At 73.4% G+C, this 19,614-nt stretch carries 23 protein-coding genes; 11 read left to right on the plus strand and 12 right to left on the minus strand.

The window, feature by feature from the left end; all coding sequences use genetic code 11:
• The first annotated feature begins 98 nt into the window (after positions 1-98).
• The 8 genes from FXF50_RS27190 (at position 99) to FXF50_RS27225 (ending at position 5,948) form a co-directional block, all read left to right on the plus strand.
• Positions 99-671, plus strand: coding sequence for a TetR/AcrR family transcriptional regulator (locus FXF50_RS27190; RefSeq protein WP_091320811.1), 573 nt, complete (start codon positions 99-101; stop codon positions 669-671).
• 101 nt (positions 672-772) lie between these two features.
• Entirely contained in the window at positions 773-1,675 is a 903-nt protein-coding gene (locus tag FXF50_RS27195; RefSeq protein WP_148431778.1) for a TIGR04222 domain-containing membrane protein, read from the plus strand.
• Positions 1,672-2,493, plus strand: coding sequence for a DUF692 domain-containing protein (locus tag FXF50_RS27200; protein WP_148431779.1), 822 nt, complete (start codon positions 1,672-1,674; stop codon positions 2,491-2,493). The genes FXF50_RS27195 and FXF50_RS27200 overlap by 4 nt, the downstream gene beginning before the upstream one ends.
• Before the next feature lie 41 nt (positions 2,494-2,534).
• Complete coding sequence (locus tag FXF50_RS27205; RefSeq protein ID WP_255510214.1) at positions 2,535-3,014, plus strand: hypothetical protein; 480 nt, start codon at positions 2,535-2,537, stop codon at positions 3,012-3,014.
• A 43-nt stretch (positions 3,015-3,057) separates the two neighbouring features.
• Entirely contained in the window at positions 3,058-3,819 is a 762-nt protein-coding gene (locus FXF50_RS27210; protein ID WP_148431780.1) for an SDR family oxidoreductase, read from the plus strand.
• Positions 3,816-4,382 (plus strand): G/U mismatch-specific DNA glycosylase, encoded by a 567-nt coding sequence (gene mug / locus FXF50_RS27215; RefSeq protein WP_148431781.1) that lies wholly within the window; start codon positions 3,816-3,818, stop codon positions 4,380-4,382. The genes FXF50_RS27210 and mug overlap by 4 nt, the downstream gene beginning before the upstream one ends.
• Before the next feature lie 119 nt (positions 4,383-4,501).
• On the plus strand, positions 4,502-5,230 hold the full coding sequence (locus tag FXF50_RS27220; protein ID WP_148431782.1) for a helix-turn-helix domain-containing protein: 729 nt from the start codon (positions 4,502-4,504) through the stop codon (positions 5,228-5,230).
• A 58-nt stretch (positions 5,231-5,288) separates the two neighbouring features.
• Positions 5,289-5,948, plus strand: a complete 660-nt coding sequence (locus FXF50_RS27225; protein ID WP_148431783.1) for a dihydrofolate reductase family protein — start codon at positions 5,289-5,291, stop codon at positions 5,946-5,948.
• 8 nt (positions 5,949-5,956) lie between these two features.
• On the opposite strand, the gene FXF50_RS27230 is transcribed toward FXF50_RS27225, so the two are convergent.
• From FXF50_RS27230 to FXF50_RS27240, 3 genes are all read right to left on the minus strand, one after another.
• The gene (locus FXF50_RS27230) at positions 5,957-7,939 is read right to left on the minus strand and encodes an ABC transporter ATP-binding protein (protein WP_148431817.1); all 1,983 of its coding nucleotides are present in this window, start codon (positions 7,937-7,939) and stop codon (positions 5,957-5,959) included.
• A gap of 114 nt (positions 7,940-8,053) precedes the next feature.
• A complete protein-coding gene (locus tag FXF50_RS27235; RefSeq protein ID WP_148431784.1) occupies positions 8,054-8,821 on the minus strand; it encodes an enoyl-CoA hydratase/isomerase family protein in 768 nt (255 codons plus the stop codon).
• A 46-nt stretch (positions 8,822-8,867) separates the two neighbouring features.
• Positions 8,868-9,095 carry a helix-turn-helix domain-containing protein gene (locus tag FXF50_RS27240; RefSeq protein WP_007462679.1) on the minus strand — a complete coding sequence of 76 codons (228 nt, stop codon included), beginning with the start codon at positions 9,093-9,095 and terminating at the stop codon, positions 8,868-8,870.
• A gap of 213 nt (positions 9,096-9,308) precedes the next feature.
• On the opposite strand from FXF50_RS27240, the gene FXF50_RS27245 reads away from it, so the two are divergent.
• The gene (locus tag FXF50_RS27245) at positions 9,309-9,905 is read left to right on the plus strand and encodes a cadmium resistance transporter (RefSeq protein ID WP_255510215.1); all 597 of its coding nucleotides are present in this window, start codon (positions 9,309-9,311) and stop codon (positions 9,903-9,905) included.
• A gap of 151 nt (positions 9,906-10,056) precedes the next feature.
• Here the strand turns inward: FXF50_RS27245 and FXF50_RS27250 are convergent, their stop codons facing one another.
• Positions 10,057-11,664: an ABC-F family ATP-binding cassette domain-containing protein gene (locus FXF50_RS27250; RefSeq protein ID WP_148431786.1), complete on the minus strand. Its 1,608-nt coding sequence runs from the start codon at positions 11,662-11,664 to the stop codon at positions 10,057-10,059.
• Positions 11,665-11,912: 248 nt separating this feature from the next.
• On the opposite strand from FXF50_RS27250, the gene FXF50_RS27255 reads away from it, so the two are divergent.
• Both FXF50_RS27255 and FXF50_RS27260 read left to right on the plus strand, forming a co-directional pair.
• Complete coding sequence (locus FXF50_RS27255; RefSeq protein ID WP_148431818.1) at positions 11,913-12,827, plus strand: neutral zinc metallopeptidase; 915 nt, start codon at positions 11,913-11,915, stop codon at positions 12,825-12,827.
• A gap of 102 nt (positions 12,828-12,929) precedes the next feature.
• Positions 12,930-13,388, plus strand: a complete 459-nt coding sequence (locus FXF50_RS27260; RefSeq protein WP_148431787.1) for an NUDIX domain-containing protein — start codon at positions 12,930-12,932, stop codon at positions 13,386-13,388.
• Positions 13,389-13,441: 53 nt separating this feature from the next.
• On the opposite strand, the gene FXF50_RS27265 is transcribed toward FXF50_RS27260, so the two are convergent.
• The 8 genes from FXF50_RS27265 to sufD form a co-directional block, all read right to left on the minus strand.
• Complete coding sequence (locus FXF50_RS27265; protein ID WP_148431788.1) at positions 13,442-14,104, minus strand: acVLRF1 family peptidyl-tRNA hydrolase; 663 nt, start codon at positions 14,102-14,104, stop codon at positions 13,442-13,444.
• A gap of 33 nt (positions 14,105-14,137) precedes the next feature.
• Complete coding sequence (locus tag FXF50_RS27270) at positions 14,138-14,770, minus strand: LysE family transporter (RefSeq protein ID WP_148431789.1); 633 nt, start codon at positions 14,768-14,770, stop codon at positions 14,138-14,140.
• Between the two features lie 400 nt (positions 14,771-15,170).
• On the minus strand, positions 15,171-15,536 hold the full coding sequence (locus tag FXF50_RS27275; protein WP_341864946.1) for a metal-sulfur cluster assembly factor: 366 nt from the start codon (positions 15,534-15,536) through the stop codon (positions 15,171-15,173).
• The gene (sufU, locus tag FXF50_RS27280) at positions 15,533-16,006 is read right to left on the minus strand and encodes a Fe-S cluster assembly sulfur transfer protein SufU (protein WP_148431790.1); all 474 of its coding nucleotides are present in this window, start codon (positions 16,004-16,006) and stop codon (positions 15,533-15,535) included. Before sufU ends, FXF50_RS27275 begins: the two co-directional genes overlap by 4 nt.
• The gene (locus tag FXF50_RS27285) at positions 16,006-17,310 is read right to left on the minus strand and encodes a cysteine desulfurase (protein ID WP_148431791.1); all 1,305 of its coding nucleotides are present in this window, start codon (positions 17,308-17,310) and stop codon (positions 16,006-16,008) included. The genes sufU and FXF50_RS27285 overlap by 1 nt, the downstream gene beginning before the upstream one ends.
• 11 nt (positions 17,311-17,321) lie before the next feature.
• Positions 17,322-18,095, minus strand: a complete 774-nt coding sequence (sufC, locus tag FXF50_RS27290) for a Fe-S cluster assembly ATPase SufC (protein WP_148431792.1) — start codon at positions 18,093-18,095, stop codon at positions 17,322-17,324.
• Positions 18,095-18,421: a non-heme iron oxygenase ferredoxin subunit gene (locus tag FXF50_RS27295; protein WP_148431793.1), complete on the minus strand. Its 327-nt coding sequence runs from the start codon at positions 18,419-18,421 to the stop codon at positions 18,095-18,097. The genes sufC and FXF50_RS27295 overlap by 1 nt, the downstream gene beginning before the upstream one ends.
• A complete protein-coding gene (gene sufD, locus FXF50_RS27300) occupies positions 18,421-19,563 on the minus strand; it encodes a Fe-S cluster assembly protein SufD (protein ID WP_148431794.1) in 1,143 nt (380 codons plus the stop codon). The genes FXF50_RS27295 and sufD overlap by 1 nt, the downstream gene beginning before the upstream one ends.
• Between the last annotated feature and the right edge of the window lie 51 nt (positions 19,564-19,614).

The raw sequence follows: 19,614 nt of genomic DNA on the forward strand, positions 1-19,614 counted from the left end.
TGGTAACCGGCGGCGCCGACCGCGCGGATCATGCGAAACCGCATCTCAAGCCGTACGTACGGTTTGCATCCGTCGGGTCCACCTGGAACGATCGTGGCGTGCCCAGAGTAAGCCAGGACCAGCTCGACGCGCGCCGACAGGAGATCCTCGGCGCCGCGCGGGCGTGTTTCGCCCGGCACGGCTACGAGGGTGCCACCGTCCGCCGGCTGGAGGAGGCTACCGGGCTGTCCCGGGGCGCGATCTTCCACCACTTCCGCGACAAGGACTCGCTCTTCCTCGCCGTGGCCGAGGACGACGCCGCCGTCATGGTGGAGACCGTGGCCCGCAACGGCCTGGTCCAGGTCATGCGGGACCTGCTGGCCCGGGCCATCTCTCCGGACACCACCGGCTGGCTCGGCAGCCAGCTCGAGGTCTCCCGGCGGCTGCGCACCGACCCGGCGTTCGCCAAGCGCTGGGCGGAACGGTCGGCGGCGATCGCCGAGGCCACCCGGGAACGCCTGCTGCGCCAGCGGGAGGCCGGGGTGCTCCGCGACGACGTGCCGATCGACGTGCTCGCCCAGTTCCTGGAGCTGGCGTACGACGGGCTCGTGCTGCACCTGGCGATGGGCCGCCCCGCCGGTGACCTGGGCCGGGTGCTCGACCTGGTCGAGGAGGCCGTCCGCCGGCACTGACCGGCCCGGGTCTCGGTCCGGTAACTCGCCCCGCCGGGAAGATCACCGCTGGCGCACCTGCTCCACAATGAGCCGCGACCCCCTCGCGACAGGAGCAGAGCATGACCGTCCTCGCGGGCGACACCTGGGGCATCCCCGGCCCCGTCTTCCTCCGCTGGTACCTCGTGGCGGCCGTCGTGCTGGTCGTCGGCGCTCTCGTGTACCGCTGGCGCGCGCTGGCCGGCACCCCCGTGCAGGGCGCCGGGCCGCTCGGGCCGCAGCAGGCCGCGTACCTGAACGGGGGCGAGCAGCTCGCCGTCTGGACCGCGCTCGGCGGGCTGCGCCGCGCCGGCGCGGTCGGCGTACGCCCCGACCGGCGGCTCACCACCGGCGGCCCGCTGCCCGCCGGGGTCACCCCCCTCGACCAGGCGATCCACCACGCGGCGAGCCGGGGCCTGCGCTCCCGGGAACTCGGCCGGGACGAGTGGGTCCGGCGCGCCCTCGACGAGCTGCGCGACGGTCTCGTGCGCCGGGGGCTGGCGCTGGAGAAGGAGCGGCGGGCGACGCTGCGCCGCGGCGCGCTGCTGGTCGGCGCGCTGCTCGCGCTCGGCTTCGTGCGGGCCTTCGTCGGGATGTCCAACGGCCGGCCCGTCGGCTGGCTGTTGCTCACCCTGGTGCCGCTCCTCATCGCGTTCGTGCTGCTCAACCGGGTGCCGTGGCGCACCCGGGCGGCCGACCAGGCGCTGCGCGAGCTGCGCCGTCAGCACACCTGGCTGCGCCCGTCCGCCGCACCGGCGTACGCCACCTACGGCCCATCCGACGCCGCCATGGGTGTGGCGCTGTTCGGCACCGCCACCCTCTGGAGCATGGACCCGGGCTTCGCCGAGCAGGCCGAGATCCAGCGCCAGGCGATGGGGGCCAGCGGCAGCTCGGGCAGCTCCTGCGGGGGCGGCAGCTCGTGCGGCGGGGGCAGCTCCTGCGGGGGCGGTGGCGGCTGCGGCGGCGGTGGCGGGTGCGGCGGATGACCACCGGTCCGTACGGCGTGGGCCTCGGGTGGCGGCCGGAGATCGCGGGCTTCGTGGCCGCCCTGCCCGGGCTGCGCTTCGTCGAGGTGGTCGCGGAGACGGTCGCACCGGCCGGGCCGCTCCCCGACGGCCTGGCCGAGCTGCGCGGGCGCGGCGTCACCGTCGTACCCCACGGCGTGAAGCTCTCCCTCGGCGGCGCGGAACCGGTGGACCCGGCCCGGGTGGCGCACCTGGCCGGTGTGGCCGGGGCGCTGGACGCGCCGCTGGTCAGCGAACACATCGCGTTCGTCCGGGCCGGCGGCCTGGAGGCCGGTCACCTCCTGCCGCTGCCGCGCAGCCGGGAGGCCGTGGCCGCCGTGGTGGCCAACGTCCGGCGGGCGCAGGCGGAGCTGCCGGTGCCGCTGGCCCTGGAGCCGATCGCCGCCCTGTTCGACTGGCCGGACGACGAGCTGGACGAGGCCGACTTCCTCACCGAGATCCTCGACGCCACCGGGGCGCTGCTGCTGCTCGACGTCGCCAACGTGCACGCCAACGCCCGCAACCGGGGCGGCGACCCGGCCGCCCTGCTGGACCGGCTGCCGCTGGACCGGATCGCCTACGTGCACGTGGCCGGCGGCGCCGAGCAGGGCGGCTTCTACCACGACACGCACACCGATCCGGTCCCCGCCGAGGTGCTCGACCTGGTCCGCGAGCTGTGCGGCCGGCGCCGGCCCCCGGCGCTGCTGCTGGAACGCGACGGCCACTACCCGCCCGCCGCCGAGCTGCGCGGCGAGCTGGACGCCCTCGCCGCCGCCTCCGGGTACCCGGTGGTCACGTGACCGGCGGAGACCAGGCCACGCCAGGCGGACACCGCCTCCGGGTGCCCGACGGCCCGGTGGCCGGCGGTCCCGTGGCCGGCGGGGACCTGGCCGCGCGGCAGGCGGAACTGGTCGCGGCGCTGGTGGCCGGCGGGCCGCTGCCGGCCGGGTTCGCCCCCGCGCCCGTCGAGGCGGCCCGGCGGGCGCTGCTGCGCAAGCGGGCCGGCGACGTGGCCCGGCACTGGCCGCTGCTCGCCACCGGCCACGGCGACGCCTGGGCGGCCACCTTCGCCGGCTGGGCGGCCGGCCGGCCCACCAACGGCTCCCTGCGCGACGGTTGGGACCTGGCCCGGGAGCTGCGCGACCGGGGCACGCTGCCGCCGCTGGGCGCCGAGGAGCTGGCCGCCCGCGAGGCGGCGAGCCGCTACGACGGCCGCACCGCCCCCCGCCCGCGCCGGTTGCCGGCCGTCGCCCGGGCCGGCGGCGCCGTCGCGGCCCAGCTCGCCGGCCGGGTACGCCTGCTCCGGCCCGCGCCGCGCTGAGAGCGGGTGGCAGGCCCACCCGGGGTACGGCAGGATCGGCCTCATGGATCTCGGACTCGCCGACCGGGTGTACGTGCTGACCGGCGCCTCGGACGGCCTCGGCTTCGCCACCGCCGAGCAGCTCGTGGCCGACGGCGCCCGGGTGGTGATCTCGTCCCGCGCGCCCGAGCGGGTGGCCGCCGCCGTCGAGGCGCTCGGCGGGCCGGAGCGCGCCATCGGGCTGACCGCCGATCTCACCGACCCGGGCACCCCGGAACGCCTGGTCGCGGCGGCACGCGAGCAGTTCGGCCGGCTCGACGGGGCGCTGATCTCGGTGGGCGGCCCGCCCCGGGGCACCGCCGCCCAGATCACCGACGAGCAGTGGCGGGAGTCCTTCGAGACGGTCTTCCTGGGCAGCGTCCGCACCGCGCGCACGGTGGCCGCCGCGCTCACCGACGGGGGCGCCATCGGGCTGGTGCTGTCCACCTCGGTCCGCGGCCCGCTGCCCGGGCTCGGCATCTCCAACGGCCTGCGCCCCGGCCTGGCCGGGGTGGCCAAGGACCTGGCCGACGAGTACGGGCCGCGCGGCGTACGGGTGGTCAGCCTCCTGCCGGGGCGGATCATGACCGCCCGGAACCGGGAACTGCTGGCCGCGGCCGGCGACCCGGAGCGGGCCCGGGCCGAGGCCGAGGCGTCGATCCCGCTGGGCCGGATCGGTGACCCCGCCGAGTTCGGCCGGGTGGCCGCCTTCCTGCTCTCCCCCGCCGCCGGCTACGTCACCGGGGTGACCGTGCCGGTCGACGGCGGCGCGCTGCGCGGCCTGTGACGGCGGCCGGGCGGCGGTATCCGCGGCCGACGAAGGAGCAGCTCGCGGCGGCGGCCGACAAGCTGCTGCCGGACGTGATCGCCCCCGGCCTGGACGTGCTCTTCGTCGGGATCAACCCGGGCCTGTGGTCGGCGGCCACCGGCTGGCACTTCGCCCGCCCGGGCAACCGGTTCTGGCCGGCGCTGCACCGGGGCGGCTTCACACCGCGGCAGCTGCACCCCAGCGAGCAGGACGAGCTGCCCGGCCTCGGGCTGGGCATCACCAACATGGTGGCGCGGGCCAGCGCCCGCGCCGACGAGCTGAGCGCCGAGGAACTGGTCGAGGGCGCGCGGGAGCTGACCGCCAAGGTGGCGCGCTACCGGCCGCGCTGGGTGGCGGTGGTCGGGGTGACCGCGTACCGGATCGGGTTCGCCCGGCCGAAGGCGGGCTTCGGGCCGCAGCCGGAACCGCTCGCGGCGGCCCGGCTCTGGGTGCTGCCCAACCCGAGCGGGCTGAACGCGCACTTCACCCCGGAGACGCTCGGCGCGGCCTTCGGCGAACTGCGCGCCGCGGTCGCCGGTTAGCCGGCCGCGGTGCTGGCCCGCACGCACGGCCCGCGCGCGCTTCCGGGACGTTTCGGTCCTGACCGTCGACGTCGCTAGCCTCGGGAGGGGACCTCGGCGGATTGAAGACGGAGAAGGTCATGGCCCTGCGGTTCGAGCATCGCGACACCGAGATCGACGTGAGCCTCGTCGACCGCGTGTGGCGCACCCGCTCTGACACGGCGGAGACCATGACGTCCGCGGCACGCACCTGCTGGCATCTGATCCTCTCGCGGACACAGGGACGCCTGCTCGCCGGCCTGCGCGGGCCGGAGACGAGGGCGACCACGGCGCCGGTCCCGCCGGGCACCGAGTTCCTCGGGGTCCGGTTCGCGTTCGGCGCGGTTCTCCGGCCCCATCCTGCCGCCTCGATCGTCGACGGGTACGTGCCGTTCCCGATGACGGAATCGGGCCGGATCGTCATCGGCGGCGAGAGCTGGGAGGCGCCGACGTTCGAGAACGTCGAGCACTTCGTCCGGCGGTTGCAGCACGCGGGTCTGCTGGTGCGATCGCAGCTCGGGGACGAGGATCGGGTGGTCGGGCATCGCGAGGCCAGCCCGACCGAGCGAACCCGGCAGCGTCGTTACCGAGCGATCATCGGACTGTCGCCGACCGCCGTGCGGCAGATCGACCGCGCGAACGCCGCAGCCACGATGCTGCGCGACGGCCTTGACTGGCGGACGGTCGTCGAGACGTTGGGGTACTTCGACCAGGCCCACCTCGCGCACGCGCTGCGTCGCTACGTCGGGTACACCGCACGCGAGCTGCGGGCGGGCCACCTTGCCGCGATGTCGTTCCTGTACAAGACCCACCCCGGGCCCGGCAGCTAGCGTCCGTCTGCCCGCCGACCCCGGCCGGCTGTCCGCGACCCGAATTCAGGGGAGAACCGTGCTGCTCAGCATCAACACCTTCGTCAGTCTCGACGGCGTCATGCAGGGACCCGGAAACCCCGACGAGGACCGCTCCGGCGGCTTCGACCGCGGCGGGTGGCTCGTCCCGCACGCCTCGACGCACACCAACGAGGTTGTCGAGAGCTGGTTCCGCGCGGCCGACGCGTTCCTGTTCGGCCGCACCAGCTTCGGCCTGCTCGGCGGTTACTGGCCGAAGGTCACCGAACCTGACGACCTGATCGCCACCAAGCTCAACACGCTGCCGAAGTATGTCGTCAGCTCCACGCTGACCGACGAGGAAGCCGACTGGAGCCCGACGACGGTCCTGCGCGGTGACCTGGCCGACGAGGTACGCCGCCTCAAGGAGCTTCCCGGCCGAGAACTCCAGGTTCACGGAAGCTGGAAACTCGTGCAGGCGCTGCACCAGGCAGGACTCGTCGATGTCTACCGGCTGCTCCAGTTCCCGGTCATCGTCGGCACGGGCAAGCGCCTGTTCCCGGACGGATCGACGCCCGCGACGTTCGCCACCGTCGAGGAGAGCTCCCGGGTACTGCCCGGCGGCGTCGTCTCGCTGACCGTCCACCCCACGGGCCTCGGCGCGATCTCCGCAGGCGCGTACACGGTCGACGAAGGGCGCTCGGCGACGGTCCTCGACTGACGTCAGCCCTAGTTGGCGGCGGCCGGGGGCAGCGCCTCCTGGGCCACGTAGGTGCCGGCCGGCACCGTGGTGACCACCGGCTCCGGCTGCTCCTGCTCCGCGTACGGGGCCGGCGAGTCGGTGACCGCGAACTGGGTGCGGTAGAGCTCGGCGTAGAGGCCGCCCACGGCGACCAGCTCGTCGTGCCGGCCGCGCTCGACGATGCGCCCCTCGTCGAGGACGAGGATCTGGTCGGCGTCGCGGACGGTGGAGAGCCGGTGCGCGATCACCAGCGCGGTACGCCCGGTCAGCGCCACCGACAGCGCCCGCTGCACCGCCGCCTCGCTCTCGGAGTCGAGGTGCGCCGTGGCCTCGTCGAGGATCACGATCGACGGCGCCTTGAGCAGCAGCCGGGCGATGGCGATGCGCTGCTTCTCGCCACCGGAGAAGCGGTAGCCGCGCTCGCCGACCGTGGTGTCCAGCCCGTCGGGCAGGGCACGGACCAGGTCGGCCACCTGCGCGCCGGCCAGCGCGGCCCAGATCTCGTCGTCGGTGGCGTCCGGCTTGGCGTAGCGCAGGTTCTCCCGGATGGTCTCGTGGAACAGATGGGAGTCCTGGGTGACCACGCCGATCTCGTCGCGCAGCGAGGCGAGCGTGGCGTCGCGGACGTCGACGCCGCCGACCAGCACCTGGCCGTCGCTCACGTCGTAGATCCGGGAGATCAGCATGGAGAGCGTCGACTTGCCGGCGCCGGAAGGACCGACCAGGGCCACCATCTGGCCCGGCTCGACGGCGAACGAGACGCCCTTGAGCACCGGCTCGTTGACCGTCCGGTCGAGGGCGGCGACCTCCTCCAGGGAGGCCAGCGAGACCTCGGCGGCGCTCGGGTAGCGGAACCGCACCTCACGGAACTCGACCCGGCCGTTGCCCCGGGGCACCGGCACGGCGTCGGGCTTCTCCTCGATGCCCGGACGCAGGTCGAGCACCTCGAAGACCCGGTCGAAGGAGACCAGCGCGCTCATCACGTCGACCCGGACGTTGGACAGCGCGGTGAGCGGGCCGTAGAGGCGGGTGAGCAGCAGCGCCAGCTTGACCACGGTGCCGGCGCTCACCGCGCCGGTGACGGCGAGCCAGCCGCCGAGCCCGTAGGTGAGTGCCTGGGCGAGGGAGGCGACCAGCAGCATGGCCACGAAGAAGGTGCGGGAGTACATGGCGGACTGGATGCCGATGTCGCGGACCCGCTCGGCCCGGCCGGCGAACCGGGCCGCCTCCACCTCGGGCGAGCCGAAGAGCTTGACCAGCAGGGCACCCGCGACGCCGAACCGCTCGGTCATCGTGGCGTTCATCTTGGCGTCGAGGTTGTACGACTCGCGGGTGATCTCGGCCAGCCGCCGGCCGACCCGGCGGGCCGGGATGATGAAGATGGGCAGCAGCACCAGCGCCAGCACGGTGATCTGCCAGGACAGGATGAGCATCGCCCCGGCGGTGAGCACGAGCTGGATGACGTTGCTGACCACCCCGGACAGCGTCGAGGTGAACGCCCGCTGGGCGCCCAGCACGTCGTTGTTGAGCCGGCTGACCAGCGCGCCGGTCTGGGTCCGGGTGAAGAATTGCAGCGGCATCCGCTGGACGTGGTCGTAGACCCGGGTGCGCAGGTCGAGGATGATGCCCTCGCCGATCCGGGCCGAATACCACCGCTGGGCCAGGGAGAAGAGCGCGTCGGCCACGGCCAGCGCGGCGATGATCAGGGCGAGCCGGACCACGGTGGCGCCCGCGTCGGGGCCGCCGCCGGCGATCGCGTCGATCACGTCACCGGCGAGCAGCGGGGTGGCCACCCCGATCACCGCGGCGATCACCACGGTGAGCAGGAAGACGACGATGTCCCGCCGGTAGGGCTGGGCGAACGCGACGATCCGCTTGGCGGTGCCGCGCTTGAGCTGGTGGGTGGAGATCTCGTCGCGGTTGCGCATCGACCGGAGCATGCTCCAGCCGCCCATGCCGCCACCGGCCATCGGGTTGGACACTCGTCACCTCCGGGTCGTCGGCAGCCGTGGACCGTCGGGGTCAATTCTCCCGACGACTACGACAACCTCGCGAGTAACCCGGATCTTCCCGAACGGTCCTTACTATTCGCCCCGGCCGGCCAGGTCGCGGATCCGCCGGGTCTGCGCCTCCCGCTCGGCCCGCTGCTGCTCGGCGTGTGTGCGCCCGCCGGCCCCGGCGAGCAGCGCCTTGATCTCCACGATCGCGTCCCGGTTGTTGGCCAGCAGGCCGGCGGTCAGGTCGCGCACCGCGCCGTCCAGCTCGGCGCCCGGCACCACCAGGGTGGCCAGGCCGATCCGGTCGGCCTCGGCGGCGTCCATCCGGCGGCCGGTGGCGCAGATCTCCAGCGCGCGGGAGTAGCCGACCAGTTCGGCGAGGCGCTTGGTGCCGGCCAGGTCGGGGACCAGGCCGATGGTCACCTCGGCCATGGAGAGCTTGGCGTCCTCGGCGAGCACCCGCAGGTCGCAGGCGAGGGCGAGCTGGAAGCCGGCGCCGATGGCGTGGCCCTGCACGGCGGCGATCGAGATCACGTCCGGCCGGTGCAGCCAGGTGAAGCCGCCCTGGTATTCGGCGATCCGGTCGGCGCACTCCTGCTCGGGCAGGGTGGACAGCTCGGCGAAGGAGCCCGGGCCGGAGGAGCCGGCGACCGACAGGTCGAGGCCGGCGGAGAAGGCCCGCCCCTCACCGCGCACCACGACAACGCGGACGTCGCCGGGCAGATCTCGGGAGAAGTCGCTCATCGCGCGCCACATCGCCGGGGTCTGGGCGTTGAGCACGTCGGGCCGGCACAACGTCACCGTCGCGACCGGCCCGTCGCAGTCGAGTCGCACTCCGGTCGTCTCGGCGGTCACCGGACCACCCGGAGCACGGCGCTGATGGACGACGCTGGGGGGCGGGTCACGCCTTCTTCCGGCGCCGGGCGCCGCCGCGCTGCCGCAGCTGCACCCCGGACTCGGTGAGCACCCGGTGGATGAACCCGTAGGAACGGCCGGTCGAGGCCGCGAGCGCACGGATGCTCTCACCCGAGGTGTACCGCTTTACCAGGTCCTTGGCGAGCGTCTGGCGCTCGGCCCCGACGATCCGGCGACCCTTCTCAGTGCTGGTGGCTGTGCCGGTGGCTGCCATGCTGATTCCTCACGTCCCAGACTGTGCGGTTCGGATACGGTCCCACCTATTAGACCGCCTCGAACGATCATGCGCCAGATATCAACTATTCGCCAACCGACACGCTATGCAATGTCAGCTTCCCGATAGAGTGATCCTTCTGACCGGTCAGCCGGCACCACCCGGCTGGATCATGAGGGGCGGCCCGGCCGGCCGACCCGTACGCTGCCTCGCGTGATCGACCTGCTCGCCACGGCGGCCGCCGCCGCCGGGGTCTTCGCCGCCACCAATATCGACGACATCGTCGTGCTCACCGTGTTCTTCGTGGCGGCCCGCGGCACCGGCCGGCCCCGCCCCTGGCAGATCGTCGCCGGCCAGTACGCGGGCATCGGCGCGCTGGTCGCGGTCTCCGTGGTGGTCGCCGCCGGGCTGCTCGTGGTGCCCGACCCGTGGACCGGCCTGCTCGGGCTGCTGCCCATCGCGCTGGGCATCCGCGCCCTGCTGGCCCGCGACGGCGACGACGAGGAGCCTCCGGCCGTGGTCGGCACCCTGCTCGGCGTGGCCGGGGTGACGGTGGCCAACGGCGCCGACAACATCGCCGTCTACGTGCCGGTGTTCCGCTCGCTCGACCCGGCCGCCGGCCTGGTCTGGCTGCTGGTCTTCGCCGCCCTGGTGGCCGTCTGGTGCGCGGTCGCCGCCGCGCTGGGCAGCCACCCCCGGGTGGTCGCCCTGGTCGGCCGCGCCGGCCACTGGCTGGTCCCGACCGTCTTCATCGCCCTCGGCGTGGTCATCCTGACCACCTCCGGCGTGCTCCCCCACCTGCTCCCCTGACCCCCCACCCCACCCCGCCCCGCCCACCCCATCCGGCCCGCCGCGTCGATCATGAGGTTGGCGGCGATGTGGATCGCCGAAAGTCCCGCCAACCTCATGATCGACGCGACCCCGGGCGGGGCCGGGCGCGGTGGGTGGGGGGCAGGCCGGGTCAGGCCAGTTCGACCAGTTCGAGGAGGTCGTCGGACCAGGCGTCCTCGTCGCCGTCGGGGAGGAGGATGGCGCGGTCGGGCTTCAGCGCCAGCACGGCGCCCGGGTCGTGGGTGACCAGGACGATGGCGCCGGGGTAGCGGGCGATCGCGTCGAGCACCTGCTCGCGGCTGACCGGGTCGAGGTTGTTCGTCGGCTCGTCCAGCAGCAGCACGTTCGCGCCGGAGCAGACCAGGGTGGCCAGCGCCAGCCGGGTCTTCTCGCCGCCGGAGAGCACCCCGGCCGGCTTGTCCACGTCCTCGCCGGAGAACAGGAACGCGCCGAGGATCTTGCGCAGGTCGGTGTCGGTCTGGTCCGGCGCGGCGCTGCGCATGTGCTCCAGGATGGTGCGCTCCACGTCCAGCGTCTCGTGCTCCTGGGCGTAGTAGCCGAGCCGCAGCCCGTGCCCGGGGCGCACCTCGCCGGTGTCCGGCTCCAGCAGGCCGCCGAGCATCCGCAGCAGGGTGGTCTTGCCGGCGCCGTTGAGGCCCAGGATGGCCACCCGGGAGCCGCGGTCCACCGCCACGTCGACGTCGGTGAAGATCTCCAGCGACCCGTACGACTTGGACAGGCCGGAGGCGGTGAGCGGCGTCTTGCCGCACGGCGCCGGGGTGGGGAAGCGCACCTTCGCCACCTTGTCGGCGACCCGGACGTCCTCCAGGCCGGACAGCAGCTTCTCGGCCCGGCGGGCCATGTTCTGCGCGGCGACGGTCTTGGTGGCCTTCGCCCGCATCTTGTCCGCCTGGGCCTTCAGCGCGCCGGCCTTCTTCTCGGCGTTGGCCCGCTCCCGGCGGCGGCGCCGCTCGTCGGTCTCCCGCGCCTCCAGGTACGCCTTCCAGCCCAGGTTGTAGACGTCGACCACGGAACGGGTGGCGTCCAGGAACCAGACCTTGTTGACGACCGCCTCCAGCAGGGACGCGTCGTGGGAGATCACGATCAGGCCGCCCTTGTGGTTGCCGAGGAAGCCGCGCAGCCAGGTGATCGAGTCGGCGTCGAGGTGGTTGGTCGGCTCGTCGAGCAGCAGGATGCCCCCGCCGTTCTCGCCGGCGTCGCGGAACAGGATCCGGGCCAGCTCGATGCGGCGGCGCTGGCCGCCGGAGAGGGTGCCGATGGTCTGCGCCAGGGCCCGGTCGGGCAGTCCCAGGTTGGCGCAGATCCGGGCCGCCTCGGCCTCGGCCGCGTAGCCGCCGAGGGAGGCGAACTGGTCCTCCAGCGCGCCGTAGCGGCGGACCAGCCGCTCGTCGTCGGCGCCCTCGGCGAGCTTCGCCTCCAACTCCTTCATCTGTGCCATCAGCACGTCCAGCCCGCGGGCGGAGAGCACCCGGTCCCGCCCCGTCACGTCCAGGTCGCCGGTCCGCGGGTCCTGCGGCAGGTAGCCGATCGCGCTGCGCCGGTCGATCTGCCCGGCGTAGGGCTGCCCCTCCCCCGCCAGCACCTTGAGGGTGGTGGTCTTGCCGGCGCCGTTGCGGCCGACCAGGCCGATCCGGTCACCCGGCTGCACCCGCAGCGTGGTGTCGGACAGCAGGATCCGGGAACCGGCGCGCAGTTCCAGGCCGGTGGCAGTGATCATTTCGAGGTACTCGCTCTCGGGGTTCGGCGAAGGCTGACTCAGGGCACGCGAAAGCGCCGGCGGGTCATCACTTCCCGTCGGCGCGGGGCCGTTCAGCCTTCGCAGCGCAGCACGGGCCAAGTGTACCGGGCGGCCCCCGGGCGGCCCGCCGGATTACCGCGCAAGATCATCGGGTACCGAAAACCTCGTCCGGACCCGGTCCGGTACCGCAACCACCACATACGGATTATTCGGTGATCGGGGTCAACATGGAGCTGAACGAGAACGCGCGGGTCGACACCAGCCAGGTGGAGGATCGGCGAGGGTCCGGCGGAGGCGGCGGGATGGGCATACCGATCCCGATCGGCGGCGGCCGGGGCGGGATCGTGGGTCTCATCATCGCCGTTCTGGTCGCCCTGGTGGGCGGCGGCTTCGGGCTGAACGCGGCCACCAACGGCGGCGGCTCCGAGCAGGGCGACAACACCTCGCTGGAGCAGAAGTGCTCGGCGCAGGACGCGCTGAAGCAGCTCGACTGCCGCAACACCCTCTACGTCAACTCGATCCAGGCATACTGGCGGACCGCCATGCCGGAGGTGTTCGGCGACCAGTACAAGCCGTCGAAGACCGTGTTCTTCAGCCAGAACGTCAGCACCGGCTGCGGCGCCGCCGACTCCGGCGTGGGCCCGTTCTACTGCCCCGCGGACGACCTGGTCTACATCGACCTCACCTTCTACCGCCTGCTCGCCGACCAGCTCGGCGCCGAGGGCGAGTTCGCCCAGCCGTACGTGCTGGCCCACGAGTACGGGCACCACGTGCAGGACCTGCTCGGCACCGAGGCGCAGATGCGCCGCCAGCAGCAGCGCGACCCGCAGAGCGCCAACGCGCTCTCGGTGAAGCTGGAGCTCCAGGCCGACTGCTATGCGGGCGCCTGGGCGAAGAACGCCACCGGCACCTCCGACGAGCAGGGCCAGAAGATCTTCAAGAGCATCACCGACCAGGACATCCAGCAGGCGATCGACACCGCCGAGAAGATCGGCGACGACGCGATCCAGCAGCGCTCCGGCCGGCCGGTGAACCCGGACGAGTTCACCCACGGCACCTCCGAGCAGCGCAAGCAGTGGTTCACGAAGGGCTTCTCCACGGGCGACCCGAAGGCCTGCGACACCTTCGGCGGCAGCCTGTAACGCCCCCGACCGCACCCGCGGACCCCGGCGACCACCCCCGGCGCCGGGGTCCCGCCGTGTCCGGGGACACCGGCGCGGGCCCGGCCGGGGAACGATGTCCGGATGACCGTTCCACCCCGACTCCGGGTCGCGGCGTACGTCCTCCGGCGCGCTCCGGACGGCCCCGAGCTGCTCGTCTTCGACCACATCGACTTTCCCGAGGCGGGCACCCAGGTCCCGGCCGGCGGGATGGAGCCGGGCGAGATCCCGACCCAGGCGGCCGTCCGCGAGGTCGCCGAGGAGACCGGACTGACCAGCGTCGAGGCGGTCGCCGAGCTGGGCGTGAGCGAGTGGCCGCACCCGGTGACGGGCCGGGCCCGGCGCACCACGTACGTCCAGCTCCGGGCGACCGGCGGGACGGCCGCTGACTGGGCGCACCGGGTCGCGGGCGACGGCGAGGACGGCGGGCTGCGCTTCGCCTGCCGCTTCGTCCCGCTGCCGCTCGCCGATCGCCTCGCCGACCATCAGGACGAATTCCTGGACCGCATCGACCCGGCGTGGCTGGCGTCGGCGGGAAGCTGATCCGCGCACGACTCCGGGGCATGGCTGGTCGCCTCGCCGAACACCGGGTGAGGTCAGCGGGCGCCGTCGGGTTCGGGGTCGCGGACCAGGATCCACACCGCACGGGCGGCGGCCACCGCGGCGACCAGCACCGCGTGCCGGGGCTCGGGCACGTCGAGCAGCCGCTCCGCGCGCAGGGCGGCGAGCGGGGCCAGCCGCCGGTCGGCCAGCACCGTGTCCACGGCCCGCCGATCACCGCCGGCGACCAGGGCCGCGAGGCGCGCCGCCTCCGGCAACAGCAGGCGTACGGCCAGTTCGGCCGCGTCGCCCAGCGCCGCCTTCGCCTGGTTGTCCCGCCGCCGGGCGAAGCGCTGCTGGGACCAGCCGCCGGCGGCGGTGCGGCCCTGCACGTACCGGGTGTCCACCTTGGAGACGACCAGGTCGGGGCCGTCGGCGACACCGACCGCCACGGCGCCCTTGCGGGCCAGCAGCAGACCCAGCCGGCGGCGCGCGCCGGCCGCGGCCACGAACCCGGGCACGTCGGCGGTGGCGGGGGCGCCCGGCGGGGTGTGCAGCTCGGCGGTGGCGCCGTCCGGGGCGGTGAGCAGCAGCCCGTACCCCTCGACGGTCGTGGTGGGCGGGCCGTGCCGGTCGGCGAAGCCCTCGACCCAGCGGGCGACGCGGCCCGGGTCGACCTCGACCCACCGGCCGCCCCCGGCTGCGGGTCGGCTGGTCACCGCCCGACCGTACGACACCGGCACCGGTGCGGCTCAGTCGGGCAGCAAGGTGGCGATCGCCAGGGCGGCGATCAGGGCGCTGGAGACCAGGCCGGTGACCAGGCGGCCGCGCGGCCCGGCCAGGGCCCGGCCGACCATGGTGCCCCCGCCGGCGACGACCAGTTGCCAGCTCGCCGAGGCCAGGAACGCGCCCGCCACGAAGAGCGCGGCGGTCGCGCCGTCCGGGTCGGCGGTGCCCTGGCGGCCGAGCACCAGCGCGGCGAAGTAGAGCACCGTGGCCGGGTTCAGCAGGGTGAGACCGAGCAGCGCCGCGTACGCCCGCCCGGGACTGTTCAGCCCGCGCCCGACCGGTGCCTCCGCGACCTCCCGGGTCCGCCGGGCGGACCAGGTGCGCCACAGCCCGTGACCGGCGAGCCCGAGCAGGACCAGCGCGGCCACCACCCGCAGCGAGCCGGCGACCGGCGCGATGACCCCGGCCAGGCCGGCGCCGCCGAGCGCGGCAACCGCCGCGTAGAGCCCGTCGGCCGTGGCCACGGCGAGCGCCGCGGCCGCGCCGACCCGGAAGCCGGTGCGGGCGCTGAGCCCGAGGATGAGGATCGCGATCGCGCCGACCGGGACGGCGACGCCGTAGCCGGCCACCAGACCGGCGAGGAATGCCCCGGTCACGACGGTGGGCGGCGGGTCGAGGCGGCCGGCGGCAGGGCGCGCTGTCGACGCGCGGGGATGGCCGCACGGACAGGAACCTGCTTCGGGTACGCCTCGATCACGCGCCCATCGTGCCCTCCGCTCCCCCACCCCGCCACCCGATTTCCGCACCCCGCGCACCACCTCGCCGAGCCGGCAGCATCGGACCCTGATGGATACCGCCACATCGCGGAGCTGGAGTCGACCAAGCGGGGGTGGCGGGCAGACCGGCGGAGATCTTGGACGGAAATGGCCCCTCCAGGGGCCGGTTGGTACCAAGATCTGCGGGGTGTTTTGGGGCGTGCGAGGGCATTGGCCGCCCGAGACGGGTCGAGCGCGACACCCGCATAGGGTGTCGCGCTCGACTGGGACCGTGGAGTGGTCAGACGTTGAAGCCGAGGGAGCGGAGCTGGTCCCGGCCCTCGTCGGTGATCTTGTCGGGGCCCCACGGCGGCAGCCAGACCCAGTTGATCCGGATGTCGTTCACCAGGCCGCCGCCCGGGCCGGTGGTCAGCGCCTGCCGGGCCTGGTCCTCGATCACGTCGGTGAGTGGGCAGGCCGCCGAGGTCAGCGTCATGTCCAGGGTGGCCACGTTCTGCTCGTCGACGTGGACGCCGTACACGAGGCCGAGGTCGACCACGTTGATGCCCAGCTCGGGGTCGACGACGTCCTTCATCGCCTCCTCGATGTCGCCGATCGCGGCCTTGCCGCCGGCCGCCGGCGTGGTGGCGGTTTCTTCGCTGCTCATGCCTTCACCTCCGGGCTCACGCCCACCCCGGCGCGTGCCGCGGCATCCTTGAACGCCATCCACGACAGCAGCGCGCACTTCACCCGGGCCGGGTAGCGCGCGACACCCGCGAACGCCACCCCGTCTCCGAGCACGTCCTCGTCGGGCGTGACCTGACCACGCCCGGACATCAACTCGACGAACGCCTCGTGCACCACGGCGGCGTCGTCGGCGGCCCGGCCGCGCAGCAGCTCGTGCAGCACGCTGGCCGACGCCTGGCTGATCGAGCAGCCCATCCCGTCGTACGAGATGTCGGTGAACACCTTGCCGTCGGTGGACACCCGCACGGTGATCTCGTCGCCGCAGGTCGGGTTGACATGGTGCGCCTCGCCGACCCGGGCGGCCCGGTCCGTCGCGTCCCGCAGGCCACGGCCGTGCGGGTGCTTGTAGTGGTCCAGGATGATCTCCTGGTAGAGCTGGTCGAGCTGCATCAGTCGAACACCTTCCGCACCTGCTCGAGACCGGCCACCAACGCGTCGATCTCCTCGGTCGTGGTGTACAGGTAGAACGAGGCCCGGGTCATGGCCGGCACGCCGAACCGGGTGCACACCGGCTTGGCGCAGTGGTGCCCCACCCGGACCTGCACACCGAGCGAGTCGAGCACCTGCCCGACGTCGTGCGGGTGCACGTCGCCGAGGGCGAAGGAGATGGTGCCGCCCCGGCCGACCGGCACGTTCGGGCCGAAGATCCGCAGGCCCGGCACGGTGGCGAGGGCGTCCAGCGCGTACGCCGTCAGCTCCTTCTCGTGCCACTGGATGGCCCGCATGCCGATCCCGGTGAGGTAGTCGACCGCCGCGCCGAGCGCCACGGCCTCGGCGATCGGCGGGGTGCCCGCCTCGAACCGGGCCGGCGGCGCGGCGAACGTGGAGCGCGCCATCGTCACGGTCTCGATCATCGAGCCGCCGCCGAGCACCGGGGGCATCGCGGCGAGCAGTTCGCCCCGGCCCCAGAGCACGCCGATGCCCGTCGGGCCGCACATCTTGTGCCCGGTGAAGACGATGAAGTCGGCGTCGTAGTCGACCACGTCCATGGGCATGTGCGGCACGGACTGCGAGCAGTCGAGCAGCAGCAGGGCGCCCACCTCGCGGACCCGCTGGGTGATCCGCGCGGTGGCGTTGACCGTGCCCAGGATGTTGGACATGTGCACCAGCGAGACGATCTTCGTCCGCTCGGTGACCAGGTCGTCCAGCCCGGACTCGTCGAGCCGGCCCTGGTCGGTGACCGGGAACCAGCGCAGGGTGGCGCCGGTCCGCTCCGCGAGGAGCTGCCACGGGACGATGTTCGAGTGGTGCTCCATCTCGGAGATGACGATCTCGTCACCGGGCCCGATCCGGAAGCGCGGGTCGGCGTCCGGCCGCAGCGAGGCGTTGGAGAACGCGTACGCCACCAGGTTGATCGCCTCGGTGGAGTTCTTGGTGAACACCACCTCGTCGACGCTGGGCGCGTTGATGAAGGCGGCGATCTTCGCGCGGGCCCCCTCGTACGCCTCGGTCGCCTCGGTGCCCAGCGTGTGCACCGAGCGCGACACGTTGGCGTTGTGCATGGCGTAGTGCTCGGCGAGCACGTCGAGCACCTGCCGCGGCTTGTGCGAGGTGTTGGCGCTGTCGAGGTAGACCAGCGGGTGCCCGTTGACCTCCCGGTCCAGGATCGGGAAGTCGGCACGCACCCGCGCCACGTCGAAGCGGGGCACGTCGTCGTACTGCGGCATGCCCGACGGGATCGCGATGGAGGTCATCGGGTGCCCGCTCAGGCCCGCGCCGAACCGGCCCCGGCGACGTACCGCTCGTAGCCCTCTTCCTCGAGCTTGTCGGCCAGCTCCGGGCCGCCCTGCTCGACGATCCGGCCGGCCACGAAGACGTGCACGAAGTCGGGCTTGATGTAGCGCAGGATCCGCGTGTAGTGGGTGATCAGCAGCAGGCCGGTGTCGCCGGTCTCGCGCACCCGGTTGACGCCCTCGCTGACCACGCGCAGCGCGTCCACGTCGAGGCCGGAGTCGGTCTCGTCGAGGATGGCCATCTTCGGCTTGAGCAGCTCCAGCTGCACGATCTCGTGCCGCTTCTTCTCACCGCCGGAGAAGCCCTCGTTGACGTTGCGCTGGGCGAACGCCGGGTCCATCTGGAGCTTCTCCATGGCGCCGCGCAGCTCGCCGGCCCAGGTGCGCAGCTTCGGCGCCTCGCCGTCGATGGCGGTCTTGGCGGTGCGCAGGAAGTTGGCCACCGAGACACCGGGGACCTCGACCGGGTACTGCATGGCGAGGAAGAGGCCGGCGCGGGCCCGCTCGTCGACGGACATGGCCAGCACGTCCTCGCCGTCGAGGGTCACCGAGCCGCCGGTGATCTCGTACTTGGGGTGACCGGCGATCGAGTACGCCAGGGTCGACTTGCCGGAGCCGTTCGGGCCCATGATCGCGTGGGTCTCGCCCGACTTCACGGTCAGGTCGACACCGGCCAGGATCGGCTTGAGCTCACCCTCGGGCAGCTTGACCGACACCTTCAGGTCGCGGATCTCCAGGGTGCTCATTATCGGGTCACTCCATTGCTCGGCGTCAGGCTGACGTAGATGTCGCCGTCGCGGACTTCGACGGGGTAGACGGGAACGGGTTCGGTCGCGGGCAGCCCGGTGGGCTCGCCGGTCCGTAGGTCGAAACGGGATCCGTGCAGCCAGCATTCCAGCGTGCAGCCGTCGACCTCGCCCTCGGAGAGGGCCACCGCGGCGTGCGAGCACTCGTCGTACACGGCGTAGAACCTGTCGTCCTCGCCGTGCACGACGGCGATCTGCGTGCCGTTGACGTCGGCGCTGATCGCGGTGCCCTTCGGCACGTCCTCGGTGGAGCAGATCTTGATCATCAGGCGCCGGCCTTGGTGAGGCGGGCCTCGATCGCGTCGCCGAGCCGCTCGCGCAGCTCCTCGACCGGGATCTTGTTGATCAGCTCGGCGAAGAAGCCGCGGACCACCAGGCGGCGCGCCTCGCCCTCCGGGATGCCCCGGGCCATCAGGTAGAAGAGCTGCTCGTCGTCGAAGCGGCCGGTCGCGCTCGCGTGCCCGGCGCCGGCGATCTCGCCGGTCTCGATCTCCAGGTTCGGCACCGAGTCCGCCCGGGCCCCGTCGGTGAGCAGCAGGTTCCGGTTGATCTCGTACGTGTCGGTGCCGGTCGCCTCGGCCCGGATCAGCACGTCACCCACCCAGACGGTGTGCGCGCTCTCGCCCTGGAGGGCGCCCCGGTAGCCGACGTAGCTGCGGCAGTCCGGCACCGTGTGGTCCACCAGCTGGCGGTGCTCCAGGTGCTGGCCGGAGTCGGCGAAGTAGACGCCGTACAGCTCGGCCTCGCCGCCGCGCTGGGTGTACTCCACCGAGGTGTACTGCCGGACCAGGTCGCCGCCGAGGCTCACCTGGACGTGCACCACCTTGGCGTCGCGGCCCAGCTTCACCTTGAGGTGCTGCGCCTGCACCGCGTCGTCGGCCCAGTCGGCGACGGTGACCAGGGTCAGCTTCGCGCCGTCGGCCACCGCCACCTCGACGTTGTCCGCCAGGGTGGCGGACCCGACGTGCTCCAGCACCAGGGTCACCTCGGCGAACCGGCCCACCTCGACGAAGGTGTGGCCGAGGGCGAGCGCGTCCGCGCCCTGACCGACCACCCGCAGGCTCACCGGGGCCTCGACCACGGCGTCCCGGGCGACCTGCACCAGCAGCGCCTCGTCGACCCCGCCGTACGCCAGCGCGCTGACCCGGTCGAACGGGGTGAGCACGCTGCCCACCCGCGGGTCGTCCCTGCCGATCCGGCCGACGGTGACGCCCTCGGGCAGGTCGCCGTGCTCGTGGCGGACCGTGCCGGTGGCGGCCTGCGCCCCACCCACGAGGCCGCGCAGGCGCTTGAGCGGGGTGAAGCGCCACTCCTCCTCCAGGCCCGTGAGGGCCGGGAAGTCGGCGACGTCGTACGAGCGGAGCGCCTGCGACTTGGTCGCGGGCGGCGCGGAAGCCTGGGTAGTCATCTCTTCCTTGGTCTTTTTGTGCGACGACGGTGTCAGGTGGACCGGAGAGCG

Source organism: Micromonospora sp. AP08 (genome assembly GCF_008085935.1).
GTDB classification, from domain to species: Bacteria; Actinomycetota; Actinomycetes; order Mycobacteriales; family Micromonosporaceae; genus Micromonospora; species Micromonospora chersina.